The sequence below is a fragment of the Schinkia azotoformans genome (genome assembly GCF_035811335.1).
In the GTDB taxonomy this organism is placed as follows: Bacteria; Bacillota; Bacilli; order Bacillales; family Bacillaceae_J; genus Schinkia; species Schinkia azotoformans.
The window spans coordinates 15,711-33,738 of sequence record NZ_JARSMD010000019.1 but is presented as its reverse complement, the minus strand read 5'-3'; the positions used below and the strand labels follow the sequence as shown (position 1 = coordinate 33,738).

At 34.9% G+C, this 18,028-nt stretch carries 20 protein-coding genes and 1 tRNA gene; 5 read left to right on the top strand and 16 right to left on the bottom strand.

Annotated elements, in window-relative coordinates:
• Window positions 1-25: 25 nt before the first annotated feature.
• Entirely contained in the window at window positions 26-988 is a 963-nt protein-coding gene (gene paaA / locus P9E47_RS11020) for a 1,2-phenylacetyl-CoA epoxidase subunit PaaA (protein WP_004432200.1), read from the bottom strand.
• Between the two features lie 143 nt (window positions 989-1,131).
• Window positions 1,132-2,457, bottom strand: a complete 1,326-nt coding sequence (gene paaK / locus P9E47_RS11015; protein WP_326163456.1) for a phenylacetate--CoA ligase PaaK — start codon at window positions 2,455-2,457, stop codon at window positions 1,132-1,134.
• A 370-nt stretch (window positions 2,458-2,827) separates the two neighbouring features.
• Here paaK and P9E47_RS11010 point away from each other — a divergent pair, with 370 nt between their 5' ends.
• Complete coding sequence (locus P9E47_RS11010) at window positions 2,828-3,379, top strand: hypothetical protein (RefSeq protein WP_326163455.1); 552 nt, start codon at window positions 2,828-2,830, stop codon at window positions 3,377-3,379.
• Between the two features lie 108 nt (window positions 3,380-3,487).
• Here P9E47_RS11010 and P9E47_RS11005 read toward each other — a convergent pair whose 3' ends face one another.
• On the bottom strand, window positions 3,488-3,799 hold the full coding sequence (locus tag P9E47_RS11005) for an iron-sulfur cluster assembly accessory protein (protein ID WP_004432197.1): 312 nt from the start codon (window positions 3,797-3,799) through the stop codon (window positions 3,488-3,490).
• Between the two features lie 120 nt (window positions 3,800-3,919).
• Window positions 3,920-4,630, bottom strand: coding sequence for a DUF3889 domain-containing protein (locus P9E47_RS11000; RefSeq protein ID WP_326163454.1), 711 nt, complete (start codon window positions 4,628-4,630; stop codon window positions 3,920-3,922).
• Between the two features lie 196 nt (window positions 4,631-4,826).
• On the opposite strand from P9E47_RS11000, the gene P9E47_RS10995 reads away from it, so the two are divergent.
• The gene (locus P9E47_RS10995) at window positions 4,827-5,648 is read left to right on the top strand and encodes an alpha/beta fold hydrolase (RefSeq protein ID WP_004432193.1); all 822 of its coding nucleotides are present in this window, start codon (window positions 4,827-4,829) and stop codon (window positions 5,646-5,648) included.
• Window positions 5,649-5,714: 66 nt separating this feature from the next.
• Here the strand turns inward: P9E47_RS10995 and P9E47_RS10990 are convergent, their stop codons facing one another.
• Window positions 5,715-6,386 (bottom strand): SOS response-associated peptidase, encoded by a 672-nt coding sequence (locus tag P9E47_RS10990; protein WP_004432191.1) that lies wholly within the window; start codon window positions 6,384-6,386, stop codon window positions 5,715-5,717.
• 223 nt (window positions 6,387-6,609) lie between these two features.
• Here P9E47_RS10990 and P9E47_RS10985 point away from each other — a divergent pair.
• Window positions 6,610-6,681 (top strand) — tRNA-Val (locus tag P9E47_RS10985).
• 145 nt (window positions 6,682-6,826) lie between these two features.
• Here P9E47_RS10985 and P9E47_RS10980 read toward each other — a convergent pair.
• From P9E47_RS10980 to P9E47_RS10960, 6 genes are all read right to left on the bottom strand, one after another.
• Window positions 6,827-7,561 carry a sulfite exporter TauE/SafE family protein gene (locus P9E47_RS10980; protein WP_326163452.1) on the bottom strand — a complete coding sequence of 245 codons (735 nt, stop codon included), beginning with the start codon at window positions 7,559-7,561 and terminating at the stop codon, window positions 6,827-6,829.
• A gap of 172 nt (window positions 7,562-7,733) precedes the next feature.
• On the bottom strand, window positions 7,734-8,531 hold the full coding sequence (gene murI / locus P9E47_RS10975; RefSeq protein WP_004432185.1) for a glutamate racemase: 798 nt from the start codon (window positions 8,529-8,531) through the stop codon (window positions 7,734-7,736).
• A gap of 41 nt (window positions 8,532-8,572) precedes the next feature.
• Complete coding sequence (locus P9E47_RS22935; protein WP_407697181.1) at window positions 8,573-8,722, bottom strand: DUF5651 domain-containing protein; 150 nt, start codon at window positions 8,720-8,722, stop codon at window positions 8,573-8,575.
• Window positions 8,691-8,858 carry a hypothetical protein gene (locus tag P9E47_RS10970; RefSeq protein WP_157382164.1) on the bottom strand — a complete coding sequence of 56 codons (168 nt, stop codon included), beginning with the start codon at window positions 8,856-8,858 and terminating at the stop codon, window positions 8,691-8,693. Before P9E47_RS10970 ends, P9E47_RS22935 begins: the two co-directional genes overlap by 32 nt.
• Window positions 8,859-9,490: 632 nt before the next feature.
• The gene (locus P9E47_RS10965; protein WP_326163451.1) at window positions 9,491-10,177 is read right to left on the bottom strand and encodes a Crp/Fnr family transcriptional regulator; all 687 of its coding nucleotides are present in this window, start codon (window positions 10,175-10,177) and stop codon (window positions 9,491-9,493) included.
• 275 nt (window positions 10,178-10,452) lie between these two features.
• Window positions 10,453-10,830 carry a hotdog domain-containing protein gene (locus P9E47_RS10960; RefSeq protein ID WP_004432177.1) on the bottom strand — a complete coding sequence of 126 codons (378 nt, stop codon included), beginning with the start codon at window positions 10,828-10,830 and terminating at the stop codon, window positions 10,453-10,455.
• Between the two features lie 191 nt (window positions 10,831-11,021).
• Here P9E47_RS10960 and P9E47_RS10955 point away from each other — a divergent pair, with 191 nt between their 5' ends.
• Window positions 11,022-12,518, top strand: a complete 1,497-nt coding sequence (locus tag P9E47_RS10955; RefSeq protein WP_035196787.1) for a DNA/RNA helicase domain-containing protein — start codon at window positions 11,022-11,024, stop codon at window positions 12,516-12,518.
• 63 nt (window positions 12,519-12,581) lie between these two features.
• On the opposite strand, the gene P9E47_RS10950 is transcribed toward P9E47_RS10955, so the two are convergent.
• The 5 genes from P9E47_RS10950 to P9E47_RS10930 all read right to left on the bottom strand — a co-directional run bounded on the left by P9E47_RS10950 (window position 12,582) and on the right by P9E47_RS10930 (window position 15,963).
• Window positions 12,582-13,358, bottom strand: a complete 777-nt coding sequence (locus P9E47_RS10950; protein ID WP_004432171.1) for a sulfite exporter TauE/SafE family protein — start codon at window positions 13,356-13,358, stop codon at window positions 12,582-12,584.
• A gap of 59 nt (window positions 13,359-13,417) precedes the next feature.
• Window positions 13,418-14,551, bottom strand: coding sequence for an MBL fold metallo-hydrolase (locus P9E47_RS10945; protein ID WP_326163449.1), 1,134 nt, complete (start codon window positions 14,549-14,551; stop codon window positions 13,418-13,420).
• A gap of 46 nt (window positions 14,552-14,597) precedes the next feature.
• Entirely contained in the window at window positions 14,598-14,993 is a 396-nt protein-coding gene (locus tag P9E47_RS10940) for a DsrE/DsrF/DrsH-like family protein (RefSeq protein ID WP_004432166.1), read from the bottom strand.
• A gap of 25 nt (window positions 14,994-15,018) precedes the next feature.
• A complete protein-coding gene (locus P9E47_RS10935; RefSeq protein ID WP_004432165.1) occupies window positions 15,019-15,594 on the bottom strand; it encodes a sulfurtransferase TusA family protein in 576 nt (191 codons plus the stop codon).
• A gap of 72 nt (window positions 15,595-15,666) precedes the next feature.
• Entirely contained in the window at window positions 15,667-15,963 is a 297-nt protein-coding gene (locus P9E47_RS10930; RefSeq protein ID WP_326163448.1) for a rhodanese-like domain-containing protein, read from the bottom strand.
• Between the two features lie 404 nt (window positions 15,964-16,367).
• Here P9E47_RS10930 and P9E47_RS10925 point away from each other — a divergent pair, with 404 nt between their 5' ends.
• On the top strand, window positions 16,368-17,789 hold the full coding sequence (locus P9E47_RS10925; RefSeq protein ID WP_326163446.1) for an NAD(P)/FAD-dependent oxidoreductase: 1,422 nt from the start codon (window positions 16,368-16,370) through the stop codon (window positions 17,787-17,789).
• Window positions 17,790-18,028: the final 239 nt, after the last annotated feature.

The window sequence follows — 18,028 nt, the reverse complement described above, 5'->3', positions numbered from 1 at the left end:
CCTTCTTTTTCAATCACATGACTAATCAAATACCTACTTCACTATTCAAACCCAATGCTTCACGTACCCATGCATTATTTTCATAAGAAATTTTTCTTAGGCGCAGTCTTTGTTGTGACATTGGACCATTATTACTAATAATTTTTTTGAAATAATCCCAATCCGGTTGTTTATATACCCAGTTCTTTGTTTCCGAATCAAGGTATATTGTTTCATCTGGAATTGTTAAACCAATCCCTTGAATTCTTGGAATATATTTAGTAAGATAAAATTGTCTTAAATCTTCATTTGTATTTTTTCTAATTTTATATTTAATTGTTATGTCTTGCTTTGAAGTGCCTGTTGTTTCGGAAGTTGGAGGTCCAAAGAACATTAATAGTGCTGGCCACCAACGATTTAGGGCATCTTGAAGCATTTCTTTTTGTTCTTTTGTTCCTTTAGCTAAAGCTACAGAAATTGCCTCACCATGCTGGGCGTGGAACACTTCCTCCGCAGCAATTCTCTTTAATGCTCTTGCGTATGGTGCATAAGAAGCATCCAACATATTGGTCTGTGTGATTATTGCTGCTCCATCTACCAACCATCCGATTAATCCAGCATCTGCCCAAGATTCTGTTTTCCAATGGAAAACGTTATGGAATTTCAAATCCCCTTTGAACAAATCTTGCATTAAATCTTCACGTGTTTTGCCAAGTGGTTTTATTAAGTCTTCAGCAACCCTTAATAAAAGTTGGCCATGCCCCATCTCATCTTGGACTTTTGCCATAATCCCAAGCTTACGGTAAAGGGATGGTGCTTTAGGTGTCCACTCCTTCTCCGGCAATGCACCCATAATCTCACTAATCCCATGCATGGAAATTAGCTTGATCAGTGCCGTTCGATATTCTTCAGGCATCCAGTCACTGGCCTCAATCTTTTCACCAGCTTCGATTCTTTGCATAAACTCTTTGTGCTTAAGCTCATCCGATGAATTTACTACTACAGCCATTTTAATTCCACCTTTCTTTATTATAGTTTCGAAAACTCATTATTTTTATATGACGTTTCCATAACGTGATTATAATATTTCGTCATATATATATTACAAGTACAATTTATAAAATTTTCAGACTTTTAATAAATTTAAATTGATTAAACACCGACACTTATTGATCTTCTATCGATAACCCTAACGGCTTTCCCTTCTGATCTTTTAATCGACTTAGGTTCGTGTATTTTTACATCCATTGATACAAGACAGCTATTTTTCATAATATGCTGTACTTTCTTCTTCAGGAGCTGAATACTTTCATGATTCATATTCCATTCAACATGTTTATATACTGCATCTGTGATTTCAACATTAAGCTCAATTGCATCCATAATACCTTTTTTTAATAGGTGCACTTGGTAAAATGGTGCCAGTTCATTTACTTGCAATAGATAATGTTCAATTTCGGACGGAAATACATTTACTCCTCTAATAATGATCATGTCATCAATTCGACCTTTTACACGTGACATGCGAAGAGTTGTTCTGCCACACTTACACTTTTCTCTAGTAACTGATGCAATATCCCCTGTTCGATAACGAATTACAGGAAATGCTTCTTTTGTCAAACTAGTAAAAACTAATTCTCCGTCCTGTCCATCTGCCACTGGTTCAAGCGTATTTGGATCAATAACCTCAACATAGAAATGGTCTTCAGCAACATGCAAACCATCCTGAGCATGATGACATTCCATCGAAATCCCAGGACCCATAACTTCACTTAAACCGTAAATATCGCAAGCCTTTATATCAAACTTTTCTTCTATCGTTCTTCTCATTTCCTCAGACCAAGGTTCTGCTCCGAAAATTCCATATTTCAAGCTTGTTTTACGAGGATCCTTTCCTAACTCCTCCATATGCTCTGCAACGTTTAATATATATGATGGTGTTCCACAAATGACCGTCGGCTCAAAATCTTCAATTAAAGTAATCTGTCTTTCAGTATTTCCTCCTGAAATAGGAACTGTAGACATTCCTAAATGCTCACTGCCGTAATGAAGTCCCAATCCACCAGTAAACAAACCATATCCATATGCATTATGTAATACCTCTCCTGGTTTTCCACCAGCTATCGTTATTGCTCTGGCTACAATTTCACTCCAACTTTGAATGTCTTTTCTCGTATAAGCCACCACTGTCGGCTTACCACTTGTACCGGATGAACCGTGGATGCGTACAATTTCTTTACGGTCAACTGCAAAAAGACCGAATGGGTAGTGATCACGTAAATCTTGTTTTTTTGTAAATGGTAGTTTCGAAATATCCTCTAAGCCTTTAATAGCGTCTGGAGTTATATTTTTTTCGCTAAACTTTTGTTTATAAAACGGTACATTGTTGTATACTTTTTTAACTGTTTCTTTCAATCTACTTAATTGAATCCTTTCAATATTCTCCCTGTTTTCTGTCTCAATTTCATGTAGAATCATCGCATTTCCTCCTTTAAATTTACATTCATAGCAATATTTCGCCAAAATACTACATAAAAGCGTTTTCAATTTATCATAAATATTACGGCACACAATTAATGTATGACGTTATATTTACGATTATAATATTTTTGTAATGTTTGTATAAAATTTACAACTCTCAAAGTAAATTGTCAATAGGTTTTCAGATTTTTTAGACTTTTTATTTTTTTTTGTTTATAAATCCCTATTTAGCGCCTCCCTATTATAATCTAACTAAATTTTCAAACTATTTAAAGTATTATGTTGCAATTTTTCAGCGCATACGTAATATTTAATAAAAAGTAGATTTTATATTTTAAGAATTAATTATCGAAAAGAGATGAATTTAGTGAAGCTGGATGAACACCAAAATAATGGCGCAACTGAAGGAGCGAAAAAGGACCATTTTCTTGGTATTTTTCTTGTAACGATTGCCTTTGGTTATATATTTAATTATTTTCTCAAATCACAGCTACTTGAAATAATTTTGAGCATAGGCATTGCAGTGTTCATTATTTTATCTTTATCCGCGCTCGAAGGTAGTTTGAAAATTATTACATATTTCTTATTGATTGCAGCAATTACAATCTTGATAGGGGTTAGAGTCAATTTAACTTTAGTATCAATTTTTACACTTGTACCATTACTAGGAATCCCGGTGCGGTTGGGTGGGTATTTAGAATCTTTAAAACAATTATTTGCGCGAGTAAACCCAAAGTCTTCTTTCGTTTTTCTAGTAACTCAAGCGCTGGCACATGCATTGGGGGTAGTTTTTAATATTGGTTCCATTTCAATCCTCCATTATTTATCAAAAGCTGCACCTATTCAATCGCCCCGTTTATTAGTCAGCGCAATCAATAGCATATTGAAGTTACAAGAATTGCCTTCCGCTGGAATATGAAATACGGGATTGTTATGGCGATATTGCTGCCGATCTATTTAGAGGTTGTTGGAGTGTAAAAAATTAAGAGCATGAAATCACGTTTATGTGACTCATGCTCTTTTTATTTTAATGATGATGGTGATGGCCTTGTGGCTCCTTAGAAGGGTTGGTGATTTCGAACCCTTCCTCAGGAACATAAAAATATTTAATCCAAACGCCATCTAAGAATTCCTCTCTTTTATCAAGGATGACATCGATTCCTTTGTCTGTCTTGACAACTTCATCATGTTCCGTTGGTGTATCAAGTTTTAAATCATAATGGGCATGGTCGCCATGCATATGAGTTATGTATACACGGATCATTTTTCCTTCTGCTTCTTCACTTCCAAGCATCTCATTCAACACTTTTGCGGCATTGCGATTAATTTTACATTTCATTATTGATGATTCCTCCAATTATTTGTTTTGTATGTATTCATATTTTACCCATTTTTAAAGCCTCCAAGCAACGATATTGAATGTTTAGAGGCTTTATTTAATTTTACAGCATAGTGAATTTTAGAAATAGAGGTTATCGTATCTTTCAAAATGCTCTATTTCCTTAAAATCAATGGAAGTAACTCGATCTGTATTTGGATTATAAACTACATTGCCTTGTATCCTAATATTATCTTGCCCGGAATGAACAATATATTCATAGGTTTCTTTAGTCTGCGACGGAGAGACATGGGTTTTTCTAATAAAATGAAAATCCGTTACGTTATAAGTTGGATAAGCTGTTTTAATAATCTCCAGCAAATATTTCCCCCATCTTTCTTTTTCAAGCTCAGGCGATGGAATAATCTCGACATTTATAACACCTATACTTGGATTCGCTCCTAAGGCTATAAATGCGTTGCGATGAAGATTGACTTTATTTGTCGGATAACCAGCCACTGTATCTACGATTGTCACAATAATTTCTCTTTGCCCTGGCGAAGTTAAGTTTCGTATTTTAAGAGTTTGACCACATTTATAAGGGGAATTTTCGCCGACAGCGACCGTCATATATTCATTTTTAGACCAGGGGATGCCGCATTTTGTAACTTGTCCCCCAGTCGTCCATGTCGCTTGACCTCTTATAGGACGTTGCCGATCCCAGTTATCAGTTGTCTCTAACAGATAGCCCGTATTGTAATTATCATAGGGTTGACCATGGAAAGTTGGATACTGATAGGTTCCATAAATATTGGGGTTAATATTAGACCCAAGATAGTAGTGAGGCCACATTTTTCCTTCCTCCTTTTCAATTTCTTTCTAGATAGCATATGCCTTTAAAAGGTTGACCTGTTACAGTAGCACACTGTTTGTGAAATTAATTATCTACTTTTCAAAAAATAATTTTTAAAAAATTGTGAAAATAAAGGATTTAAGAGAAAGTTTGTCGAATTGCCAAAATGAATTCAAAAAGATTGGAGGAATTTTTATGTCAGTTGAAAAAGGTAAATTTATTGAAGTTAAAGGCGTCAATACCCACTATCATGAAGATGGTCAAGGTGAAGTTGTTTTACTGATTCACGGTTCTGGACCAGGGGTGTCTGCTTGGGCAAACTGGCGTTTAGTGTTCCCGCTTCTTTCACAACATTATCATTTATATGCACCTGATGTAGTTGGTTTCGGCTATACAGACAGGCCAGAGGGTGTTCAATATGGAATCGATGTTTGGGCAGACCATATGATTGATTTTATTGAAGCTGTTGGCCATAAAAAGATTTCAGTAATTGGAAATTCTTTCGGTGGCGCTATTGCCTTACACATGGCTAAAAAACGTCCTGACCTTATCAACAAACTCATCTTAATGGGTAGTATGGGCATTGACCATCATATTGCTGATGGATTAGACCAAGTTTGGGGCTACGAGCCAAGCCATGAAAATATGAAAAACCTAATTAAGATATTTGCCTTTGACAAAAGCATGGCTGAGAATGGCGATTTAGTTGAAATGCGTTATAAGTCCAGTATTCAACCAGGCTTCCAAGAATCATTTTCCTCTATGTTCCCTGCACCAAGACAAAGACATGTTGGGGCAATGTCTTTAACTATTGACCAATTACAAGATATTAACTTCCCAGTTTTATTAATTCACGGCAGAGATGACGAAGTTATTCCTTTAAAAGAAACTAGCTACAGGCTGGCACTTGCTCTTCCAAATGCTCAGTTGACTGTATTCCCTGAGTGCGGCCACTGGGTACAAATTGAAAAAACCAATGAGTTCGCTGTACAGGTTGTTGATTTTTTGAATAGATAGTATTTGATTATTTTTGGTTAAGGGGAATCAGAAGCTGTGTTCTACAGACAGGCTTCTGATTTTTCCCTATTCCAACGATTGTATACACTCCATCTGGTTATTTTTCGGTGAATTCACTATAGACGATACCTCATATACAATCATTTCCTCAGCCGCATATGGTATTAACAGCTGTTTTAATTGATTAGTATCCTGGATACTGCGATCGAGCCATATTTTTTGCGCTTCTTCTGGAAGAATAACCGGCATGCGATCGTGAATATCCTTCATAATTTCATTCGGCTTTGTTGTAATTATTGTGCATGTATATAAAACTGTCCCCTCTTTTTCCCACCGGTCCCAAAGGCCTGCAAATGCAAATAACTTATTATCTTTATGAACGATTCTGAATGGTCGTTTATTCCCTTGATCGTCTTTTTTCCATTCATAAAATCCATCAGCTACAATCAAACAACGTCTCCGCTTTAACAAGTTTTTAAAACTTGCCTTTTCATCAATCGTTTCGGACCTGGCGTTAATCATTTTATAGCCAATTGACGGATTCTCTGCCCAAGACGGCACCAACCCCCAACGCAAGAATCCACCCCTGTTGTTTTCACCATCAGATACAATTGAAAAAACATTTTGGCTTGGGGCGATATTGTAGCTGATCTCATAATCAAGCTCATCCCCATTTACAATATTGAATAATTTAATAATTTCCTCTAGTGGTGTAGTTAACGAAAACCGTCCACACATATTAACCCTCTTTTCATTATCTCAAATACGGTTACGGAAGCTTATTTAATGGTATTTGCGGACAACCCTCATACCCCAGTGTTGGTTCTTGACCGCAATCACCTGGACCCGACCTATACATTTCCCTATTATTGATTATTACTATTACTAATTTAAATAATAACTCTTTTCATTAACTAATATTGACTATATGGGAATATTTTTATATAATTAATTTTGTTCTGGTCTGTTAGCTCAGTGGGAGAGTACTTGCTTGACAGGCAAGGTGTCACTGGTTCGAATCCAGTACAGACCATCATTGTAAGAGAGCCTAAATCCTTTGATGTGAAAGGGTTTAGGCTTTTTTTTTACGATTTGACTTTTTACTTTCAAATGCCTATATTTATGATTTGCAAATGGGTTCCATCATGGTTATATCTTCCATTAGAACTCCCTAGTATTTAAGAGTTTATTTGTAAATTCAAACTTTCGATAAGAAGATAAATCCCAGTAAAACTCAAAAGAATATATGTAAATATCTTAAAAATCCGTTGATTTAGCCATTTGTAAATAATTTGACCTATAAACAACCCCAAAAATACAATTGGAATTGCATAAAAACTTGACTCCCATACTAATTTATTTGTACCAGTAAGAATTATTTGAGTAATTAGACTGATAAAATATATAAACAGATAAAAAGCTAAAGTAGTTGCCCTTAGCTTCCCTTTTTCAGTATCGGTTCCTGTAAAGTAAAGTAATAACGGGGGACCCGGCATACCAATGCTTGCTGTTAAAAGACCTGATAACCCACCAACAACGAAATCTCCAATGCGATTTGGCTTTACCCTGAAGTTAAGTATTAACAACAAAGTAAATATTAAAAGCAATATACTAACTCCTATTTTAAAAGCAGTTATGTTAATGGAAATAAAGATCAGTATACCAAAGGGTACCCCTACCATACTTCCGATAATAAACCTCTTTAAAATTGAAAAATCAATATCTTTGCTTATTTTCCCTATTAATGAAACTGAAATAATTAAAGATAAAATTATGTTTATTTGTATGGCTTCTTGTGGCAGAAATAACATTAGCAAAAAGGGGGTCGCCATTATGGAAAACCCAAAACCTGTACTTGTTTGCAGAATAGAAGCCACTAATATAATACATAAAAAAGATAGTATAGTCCCCAAAATAACCTCCTATAAATTCAATGTAACTAGTATTTTATCATTGAATTTATTATACCATCCAATTCAACAATCCTCCCTGCCTGTTTACACAAGGGAATACCCAAATTTTTCTTTAAATAGTTATTTTTTAATTAATCTTGTATACTTTCTACTAATTGACCCTCGTGGCGCTCTATGAACCCACTGTTAAAGAACTTATTCCGTCTAACATTACCAACAACTTTTTATAAATAGATAATGTTTCTTTGTCTTTAACTTTATAACCAGATTTAAAAAATAAAATATCTCCTGCCCCATCGTTAATTTGATTCCTAGCTTCGAGAATTCGTTTTAAGTTTTTTGCAGTTCCAATACCTCCAGAAATAATATCCACTTCTTCAGGAAATATTCTTTTAAAACTATTTTCAAAATAGGGGAAATGGGTGCATCCAAGTACAATCGTTCCGTACTGTTTTAAATCAAATGAAGATAGTTTTTCTTTTAAATATGGTACAACTTTTTCATCTCTAAATTCAAAATCCTCAGCGAATTGAACCAGACCAGGAAGCGGTAGACTTTCAACAATATCGTGATGGTCTATACTTTTCACAAGGTTTTGGAACTTTTCCTCTCGGAGAGTTAAATTGGTCGCCAACACTAAAACCTTTTTTCTTTTTCCCTCACAGAGTTGAACTGCTGGTTTTACAGCTGGTTCAATACCCAAAATAGGGAAATTATACTTTTTTCGAAGGTCATCCACAGCGATACTAGTTGCAGTATTACATGCAATGACTAATGCTTTAATTCCTTGTTCAGCCATAAAGTCAACTGCATTAAAAATATACTCCCTTACCTCTTTTTTTGTTTTTTCACCATATGGAACATGCAGGGTATCTGCATAATAAATATAATCATCATTCGGTAAATACTTCAATGCTTGATGAAGTACAGTCATTCCACCTATTCCAGAATCAAAAAAACCTATTCTCACTACTTTCACTCTTCTCCAAATTTAATGCTATCAATCACTTATTAAGAATCTATTTTATATGCATACTTGCAATTATTGTAGTCAAATCCGCTTTCCGAGATAAAGTTATCTTCAAACACTTGATGCAATGTACAGGTGTTCCAACCCTTTGTGCAGCTATTACAATGAGAAAGATTTTTCTTGCTGGACATTTTCGAGTTGCTGAGTAGTAGCCTCTAGTTGCTGGTCATCTTCCTTTAATTGGGGCCCGTTTGCTTGTTCACAACCAATAATAAACAAACTCCAAAATAAAATAAAGGCTATCACCAAAAAAGATGATTTCTTCATGTCTGTTCCCCCTCGTAAATTTTACTCTCTACCTTTATTAGACGCAGACTCCTCCCATTTGTTTCAATATTGAAGTTAGAATTTCTAATAATGTAGTGGGAATTCTCCTCTTGCCAGTAATTTATAGAGAACTTTTCCTGTTTATTTTTGTTTTAATATTCGCCACAACTAACAATAGTAAAGGCAGCAATAAAAAGAAAGTTAATGAATAGGGAGTCTACACCTCAAATGTAAATTCTCTAAAATAAACAATATTGGGATAAAAAATCTAATAGAAAAGAGAGAATGGTAACAATCCAGGCATCCCTTCCTGCAGCAGCACCAAAACCATGTATGATAGTGGTCCCTATTTGAAAAAAACAGTTAATACAAAAAGTTGATATAGTGATATTTGCTCCATAAAAAAAGAATCTATCTTAACAAAATAAATTCTTTTCTAGCATCAAGGTAGTATTTCAAATTTAATGTAATTCTAGACTTGATCTCGCCTCTTCTTCCATTAAAAAGCTAATGAAATATTGTTCATAAGCACTTAATATATTTCCAAAGTAAAAAAGTCTGTTTACCATATAGGAATAGAACAGACGTGTCTTAATATTGGTACCTTAATTTAACCGCTATAAACATACAAATCATCCAAATTTTTCCTTCAATTTTTCAAATTCAACTAACAGGCCACCCACATTATCTTTATATAATAGTTGTTCTTTAATTAATCTTGTATATGTTCTACTAATGGACCCTCGTGAGGCTCCCACCATTTTGGCTAAATCAGTAGTAGTAAACTGCGGCTTCAGATGACATTGGCCGTTTTGGGTGATTTCCCCGTACCTTTCACACAATCGTAATAGTAATTTCACAATTTGCATATTCCTTTCAAGGAGAACCTGCTCCTCAAGACGGGTTTGGAGATCAATAATTCGTTCATTCATTACACTAAATAGCTTAATTAAAACATTCGGGTTATCTAATATTAATGATTCGAAGTCATGCACTCCAATCGAACCTATTATTGAATCTTCTAAGGCCTCGGCATTTGCCGGAAAAGTAACTTCTCTGGAGAAACCCTCCAATGGGAAAATATCACCTTTCTGCATAATCCAGACAATTTGCTCTTTTCCACAGGAATCCTTGTTAAAAATTTTAACCTTCCCTCTTATTATGAAATAGATTTCATTGAGTGACGTACCTTTTGAAAAAATTTGTCCGTGATTTTTGTATTGTCTTAAACGAATGATATTTAAGAGATGTGTTAATGCATTTTCATCCAATTCTTTTATTATAGGAAAATTTTTAATACTATCTTTCAAAAAGCTCATTTCAAAACCTCCCCTATCTATCATCGTGATTTATGCACAGTTTCTGCAAAATGATAATTCCAATGTACCTCATACCCTTGCTGGTATTCCGTGATTAAAATCACAAAAATTGTGTATGTTCTTTGTACATTTCGTGTTGATTTTGTGAGGAAAATTTTAATTTTTAACGAGATTTTTGTGAGTAAATTATGAACTCTAAATTTTTTGTAAGAATAAAGGCAATAAAAAAAACCTGAAATGGTTTTTTATTTCAGGTTCCAACAATACTTACTAAATTATAAGATTACTCCTGCAAAGCTTCCTCTTAATACTTGTTTCTCATATTGGTTTGCACATTGAAAAGATGCCATAATAGATATTCTGTTATTATCCTGCCTTTCAAACTTCTCAATCGTTACTTCACATCTAATTGTATCACCAGTAAATACGGGTCTTAAAAACTCAAAATTCATCGTTCGGGCCAGTACATTATGATCTCCACCGACTTTTGTTGGTAATGTAGCGGTCAACAACCCCTGAATAACAAGTCTTCCCTGTTCATCAGGAGTAACATGGTGAGTGCCTTCATCACCTGAAACCGTAGTAAATAATTTGACATCATCTGCCGTGAAAGTCCGTTCGAATGCTATAATATCGCCAACTTTTAAAGACACTGGTATCCCCCCTAATTCAATTGCTAAAAATCATAAGTGAACGATCGCTCAGTTATATTATAAATAATATTCCCAATATTTAAAACAGATCACCGCCGTTATTTAATAAATGTTTCCGTTCAAATAAAACAATCTTTTTTATATAATTGAAGTAAAGTAAATTTGACTTTGTGGAAAATGGGGAAGCAATTTTGAAAACAATTAATCTAGTTTCTTTAATAAGCGCTAAAGAAGATTTAGATGCAATAAACTTTGCCAAATACATTGAACAATTTGGTATTAATCCAAGAATACGTACAAGTGAGATTAAAGATATAAAGGCTTTAGTTGGGGAATTTAGAAAACGGGATGATAAATTTGATATTTTTAACGATTATTATGTCGGATTTATGATAAAACAAATAGGAAAAGAATTTGACCTACTCAGAATCGGTAAGAACAGTATTATTAACATTGAATTAAAGCTAATAAGTACTGAGGAAAAAATTAAAAAGCAGCTTGTTCAAAACCGACACTATTTAAAATTTCTTGATGTGGATGTTTTTAATTTCACCTACATTTCATCAACCCAAAAACTTTATTGCCTAGTCGGTCCTGATAGCATTGAAGAAATAGGATTTGAGATTTTAATTGAAAAATTAAAAGAACAAAAAATTAAAGAGATTGAAGATCTTAATGAGGTATTTGACCCGACGCATTATTTAATTTCTCCATTTACTGAAGCTTTTATCGAAGATAAGTATTTTCTCAGTGCCCAGCAAAACACATATAAAAGGGATATCATTAATTTAACACCGACTGACCAAACAATTTTTGTATCCATTAAAGGTGGAACTGGTACTGGAAAAACACTGTTAACCTATGATATCGCTAAAGAATATATGAGACAATCGAAAAAGGTGCTTATTTTTAATTGCGGGAAGTTAAATGATGGACACGAAAGACTAAAAACACAGTATTATTGGCCAATTGAAGCTATTAGTAATTTTAATGAAGGCAATAGCCTAGAAATGGATATTCAACAATATGAATTAATCATATTCGATGAAGCCCAACGAATGTATAAGAACAAATTTTTGAAATTAACGAATATGATCAAACAGTTTAAGATAAAATGTATTTTTTCCTATGATCCTGACCAATGCCTAACGGAGCTTGAGATTGAAAATAATATTCCTAAATTAATAGAGGAAAATTTGAATCCGCACCAATATGAATTGACCACGATTATTAGGCACAACAAAGAAATACATGCATTTATTAATAATTTATTTGATTTGTCAAAGCATGCGAATGTCGATAATTATTCGGATGTCAGTATTCAATATTTTTCCTCGAAAAGCGCGACAACAAGCTACTTGCAATTATTACAACAAGAGGGATGGAAAGTGATCGATTACACCGAGGAACAATATATTGAAAATCCTGATAACGATCATAAAATTACAGCAAGAGCAAAATATCAATATGGAACTGGACAGGAACTTGATCATGTTGTTGCCGTCATTGACGAATACTTTTATTACAAACGAAACCACAAACTGGCCACGAATGATATCGAAAAACAAACTTTTTATCAGCCAATTAAAATGCTGTATCAAAACATAAGTCGAACAAAAAAGAAGTTGCATATTGTGGTTCACAACAATTCTGATGTTTTAGATAAAATCTTAAAGATTTTAAACTAAATAAGAGCCTAAATCCATTGCTATCAAAGGGTTTAGGCTCTTTAAAATTGAAACATTCATAGATTACAAGATATCCATCCAAATTTTCACTGCCGTGGCGAATATAAGGATTGCTAAAATTACTTGCAGAATTTTTGTATTCACCTTTTTTCCCGCCATTGCCCCAAGTGGTGATGCTATTAAACTGGCAATGACCATGATTAGTGCCGGAAAGTATTCCACCTGTCCTGTTGTCAGTTTTCCCACAGTCGAACCAATCGATGATATAAAGGTGATCGCCAATGAAGAAGCAATCGTCATACGTGTTGGAATCTTTAACACCACAAGCATAATTGGTACTAATAAAAAAGCTCCTGCCGCACCAACAATGCCCGCTCCAATTCCGACAATAAAAGCTAATGAAGCTGCAATCCATTTATTAAATTTCACTTGATCAAGTGGAATGTCATCAAGGCCCTTCTTCGGAATAAACATCATCACCGCTGCAATAGCTGCTAAGATTCCGTAGATGACATTGATTCCGCCCTCAGACATTAGCTTTGATCCATAACCACCGATAAAGCTTCCAACTAAAATACTAATCCCCATATAGGCAATCAATGTTTTATTTAAATAGCCACCTTTTCGGTAAGCCCATACTCCGCCAATTGTTGCAAAAAACACTTGGACTGCACTAATTCCAGAGACTTCATGTGCACTAAATGCCGCGAGACCAAATAATGGTGGGATATACAAAAGCATCGGATATTTAATGATAGAACCGCCTATACCAAGCATTCCGGAAATATAGGAACCAATAAAGCCAATTAAAAAGATCGTAATAATAAATGCAAAATCCATGAATTTCCCTCCTCCCCTATTAAGGAAAGGGATCTAAACTAGATCCCTTTTTTGTCATTTTATTCTGCGTGGTGAACAGCACAACGGTTTGGACCAATTTCCAGTTCCTGCATTTTTTCAACGTCTGCTGACACCATGCCACGGTTAATAGAGACAATTTCTTCAAAATTAGGAGGTTTTACTGAACTTGCTGATTTTTCAACTTGGTCAAGGAATTCCTCTTCACTCGTATTAAACATCTTCTCGTTACGCTTCCGAATATCGCCAAGAGTCGCCCCAATAAAACCAGAGGCATTCATTTCATCATCCAAGCTAGCATAATGACCCGGAAGTACAATCACATCATCCGCAATCTCTGATACCTTAGAATAAACAGTATTATATAAGTCCTTTGCCCATTCTCTTACCTTATTACCAAGGTCAGGACGTCCTAAGCCGCTCACAAAAATCGTATCCCCAGAGAATAATAACTTGTTGTTTACAAAGAACGATACACTTCCCGGTGTATGCCCGGGTGTTTTTACTGCTAGCACTTCTAGTGTAACGTTGTTAAATACGATCTTTTCATGATCCTCTAAAGGAATGAAATCAAATGTTGCTCCTTCACTTTTCATCAGGTAGTAGTCTGCACCTGTCTTATCAGCAAGTATTTTACCACCTGAAATATGGTCTGCGTGAAGGTGGGAATCAACGATATGCTTTACCTTCGCTCCCGCTTCCAGAGCAGCAGCTTCATATTGTTCTACAAATCTTGCCGGATCCACAATAAGAGCTTCCCCATCAGAAACAACCATATAAGAAAGACAGCCTTTACCTACACGTACAAATTGGTACACCGTAATGTCTTGGTCTTCATAAACCTTTGTTTTGTGTAAAAATTCACTCCATGACTTCATTCCACCCTCTAGAATAGAGGAACTAATACCAGCTTCATCTAAAAACTCTGCCACCATCATCGATGAACCTTCTTTTGCACAGACTACTAATATTTCCTTATCTGTTGGAAGCTTATCTTGGATCGGCTCAATCCCATCAATTAATTCGAAGTAAGGAATATTTAAATATTCAAAGTTCTCCCCTTCGATTTTCCAATCATTAAAATCAGTTTCATTACGAACATCCAAGATAAATAGACTTTCTTTATTTAATACTTTTTCAGTGATTTGTTTTGCAGTCAAAATATTTACAGTCATTAACTTACCCCCTAAGGTATTATTGTTTGTAAAAAAATTTGTTGATTTAGAACGTCAACGTAATATCTGCATCTTTTGCATACTCTAAAAATGTTACCGCCCCACCAATATCAATGCCATCAACAAAGGCTTCTTTCTCTAGACCCATTACATCAATCGTCATTTGGCAACCGATAAATCTTACGCCCATTTCCTGCGCCATCTCTACTAATTCTGGAATGGCCGGTACGTTAGCTTTTGCAAATCCTTCTGCAAAATGTTCTTTTCCCTCAGGCATCGGAAGTTGTTTGTATGCTTCCTTATGAATTAAATTTAATCCTTCGAACGTAAAGAAAATCGCTACTTCCATATCTGTTGCTGCTGCCGCTGTTGCGATATTAAATACCTTATATGCATCAAATACTCCACCATTACTTGCAATAATTGCTACCTTTTTAGTCATTTTAAATTCCTCCTAAATTGTATAGTTATTTATTTAATCCTGTCGTTTTACCAGTCCACTGACTCATTCCTGGAACGACATTAAAAACTTTACTAAATCCATTTTCATCAAGCTTCTGAGCAGCTAAGTCACTGCGGTTTCCTGTACGGCAAATGACATAAATCTCATTATCTTTATTTAGTTCTCCCATGCGACCCTCAAGATCACCTAACGGAATTGAAATAGCCTCAGGAATATGGTTAAAAGCGAACTCTGCTGTTTCTCTTACATCAAGAACAACAATTTTGTCATTGTCTTTTAATTTGATTTCAAGTTCATCATTATTAATAACGTTTGGATGATTTTTTTCGAGCATATCGTCATTCGAAGATTTCCGAATATAATGCTTCAATACATTTTCTTCTTCGACTGTACCTAAATATTGGTGGCCGGTGCTCTCAGACCAAGCTTTAATATCGGCTTTTGAGCCTTTATCAGTCGCTTGGATTTCTAACACAAGACCAGCCTCAAGATCATTCATTGCTTTTTTTGTTTTTACAATTGGCATTGGACATGATAATCCTTTTGCATCCACTACTACATTTGCTTTTATACTATTCATTACAAACCTCCATGTGGTGATATCACTATTAATATATACTTACAGGTATAGGTATTTATAACTGTAAAAAAATTATTCTACAGAGCCTTCCCAAGCGAGCATTCCACTGGTCATGTTTTTCACCTTAAACCCATAGCTTTCAAGAAATTGTGTTGCACGACCACTTCGAGCACCAGATCGGCACACGATAATATAGTCTTTTGTTTTATCTAACTCATTCATGCGAAACTCGATTAACCCTAAGGGTATATTTACTGCACCAGGAATTTTCCCAGCTGCCACTTCATCAGCTTCGCGAACATCAATTAGATTTAGAGTTTTTCCCTCTTTAATTAGTTCTTCTACTTGTTTAGCAGTTATCACATTCATCGTTTTGAGCCTCCAATTAGTCTAATTGTGATTACCTTTTTTAATACAAAACTTTAAAACCTCATTACTGCGATTAATATTCCTAACAATATTCATTTTATACCCTATATGGTATTTAGTCAACATATCTATATAAAAAATATAATAAAAATAACAATGTTTTGGGATGGTCAATATTCGATTTGTTATCTGAATATTAAAAGTCTTCTGGTAGTTTAATCATACTTAATCGTTACATTATAAGCAGAGAATAACCATTATTCTACCCTTTTTTTAGGAAGGATTTTTAAATGGATGAAGTTTTAAAATTTTTCTTAATTTATCTATAATTTCTATTCTATTTATACCCTGTTAGGTATATAATATTATAAAATACACTAGCAGGTATGTAAAGGGGGATAAAAATGGCGAACGTTGTCATTTTGGGAGCAGGTTTTGCTGGACAAACAGCGGCATTGTATTTAAGAAAAAAATTAACCAAGGATCATCAAGTAACCGTAATCAATCCATGGCCTAGATTCACATATATACCCTCCTTAGTATGGGTTGGAGTTGGCCAAATGCAGCCGGAAAAAACAATGTTTGAACTAGCTCCTATATTAAAAAAGAAAGGAATAAAATTCATTCAAGCCTGGGCGAGAGAAATTCATCCCGATGAACAATACGTGGTTACTGAGTCGAAAGATGGGACAAAGCAAACAGTAAATTATGATTATTTAATCAACGCAACAGGACCACACTTAAACTTTGAAGGAACTGAAGGCTTAGGACCGGACAATGGTTATTCCCATTCTATCTGTAATATTCATCATGCCAAAATGGCAAGAGATGCTTATTTAGACAAGGTTGAACGAATGAAAAAAGGTGAACATGTAAACATTCTAATCGGTACTGGGCACGGACAAGCTACATGCCAAGGGGCTGCATTAGAATATATAACAAATATTCATAGCGATCTTGTTAAAAGAAGACTTAGAGACAAGGCCAAAATTATGTGGATTTCAAATGAACCAGCATTAGGAGATTTAGGTGTTAATGGTATCCATGCGCAAAAATATGGGTACGTCATGAAATCCGAAGCATTCCTCAAATCACTTTTTGCTGAACAAGGGATTTATTTTCAAGTTCAAACAGCCGTGAAAAAAGTAGAACAAGGAAAAGTGACTTGGGAAAACTACGAGGGCGAAGAGGGGGAAACAGAATTTGACTTTGCTATGCTAATCCCTCAATTTCTTGGAACAAAAATAAAATATATTAATAAAAATGGCGAAGATGTTACATCTAAACTTACAAACCCTGGAGGCTTTATGTTGGTAGATGGCGGTTATGGTAAGCAATGGAATGAAATGAAAGCTTCTGATTGGCCTTCCACATACCAATCACCATTTTATCCAAATATATTTGCTGCTGGGATTGCTTTCGCTCCGCCGGGGTCCATTTCAAAGCCACATGTAACGAAAAATGGAACAGTGATTACTGCAACTGCCCCGCGTACGGGGATGGCTGCTGGTATTATCGGCCGTGTAGTAGCTTTTAATATCATCGATATGATTGAAGGCAAAGCCCCATCCCATTATGAATCTATGGCAGAAATGCCAGGTGCATGTATTGCTTCTTTAGGAAAATCAATATGGAACGGTTCAGCTTCAACAATCTTAATGTACCCGGTTGCTCCAGACTACGAAAAGTATCCTGAGTACGGACGAGACCTTAAAGTTTGTGATTTAGAAGTGGGACTTGCTGGCGCATGGATTAAGCGTTCTTTACACACAGCATTCTTATATAAAATGAAAGGAAACTTAGGTTGGAGTATGATACCTGAATAAAGTGAAAGGAAGATGATTTATGCAACTGATTAATGAAATGAAACCGACAAGAAGAACATTGTTCATAAGGCAATGTAAAATTTATCAACTATTTAGGTTTTTATCGTTAACTCTTAAAGTCTTAAAAGTGGCCTTATTCCCTCCACATGATTCACGTCATTAGGAAGTTATAAATAAAGTGCCTACATTAGAAAAGTTGGCTAATGTAAGCACTTTTTTTATAAAAAAATCTCTTATTT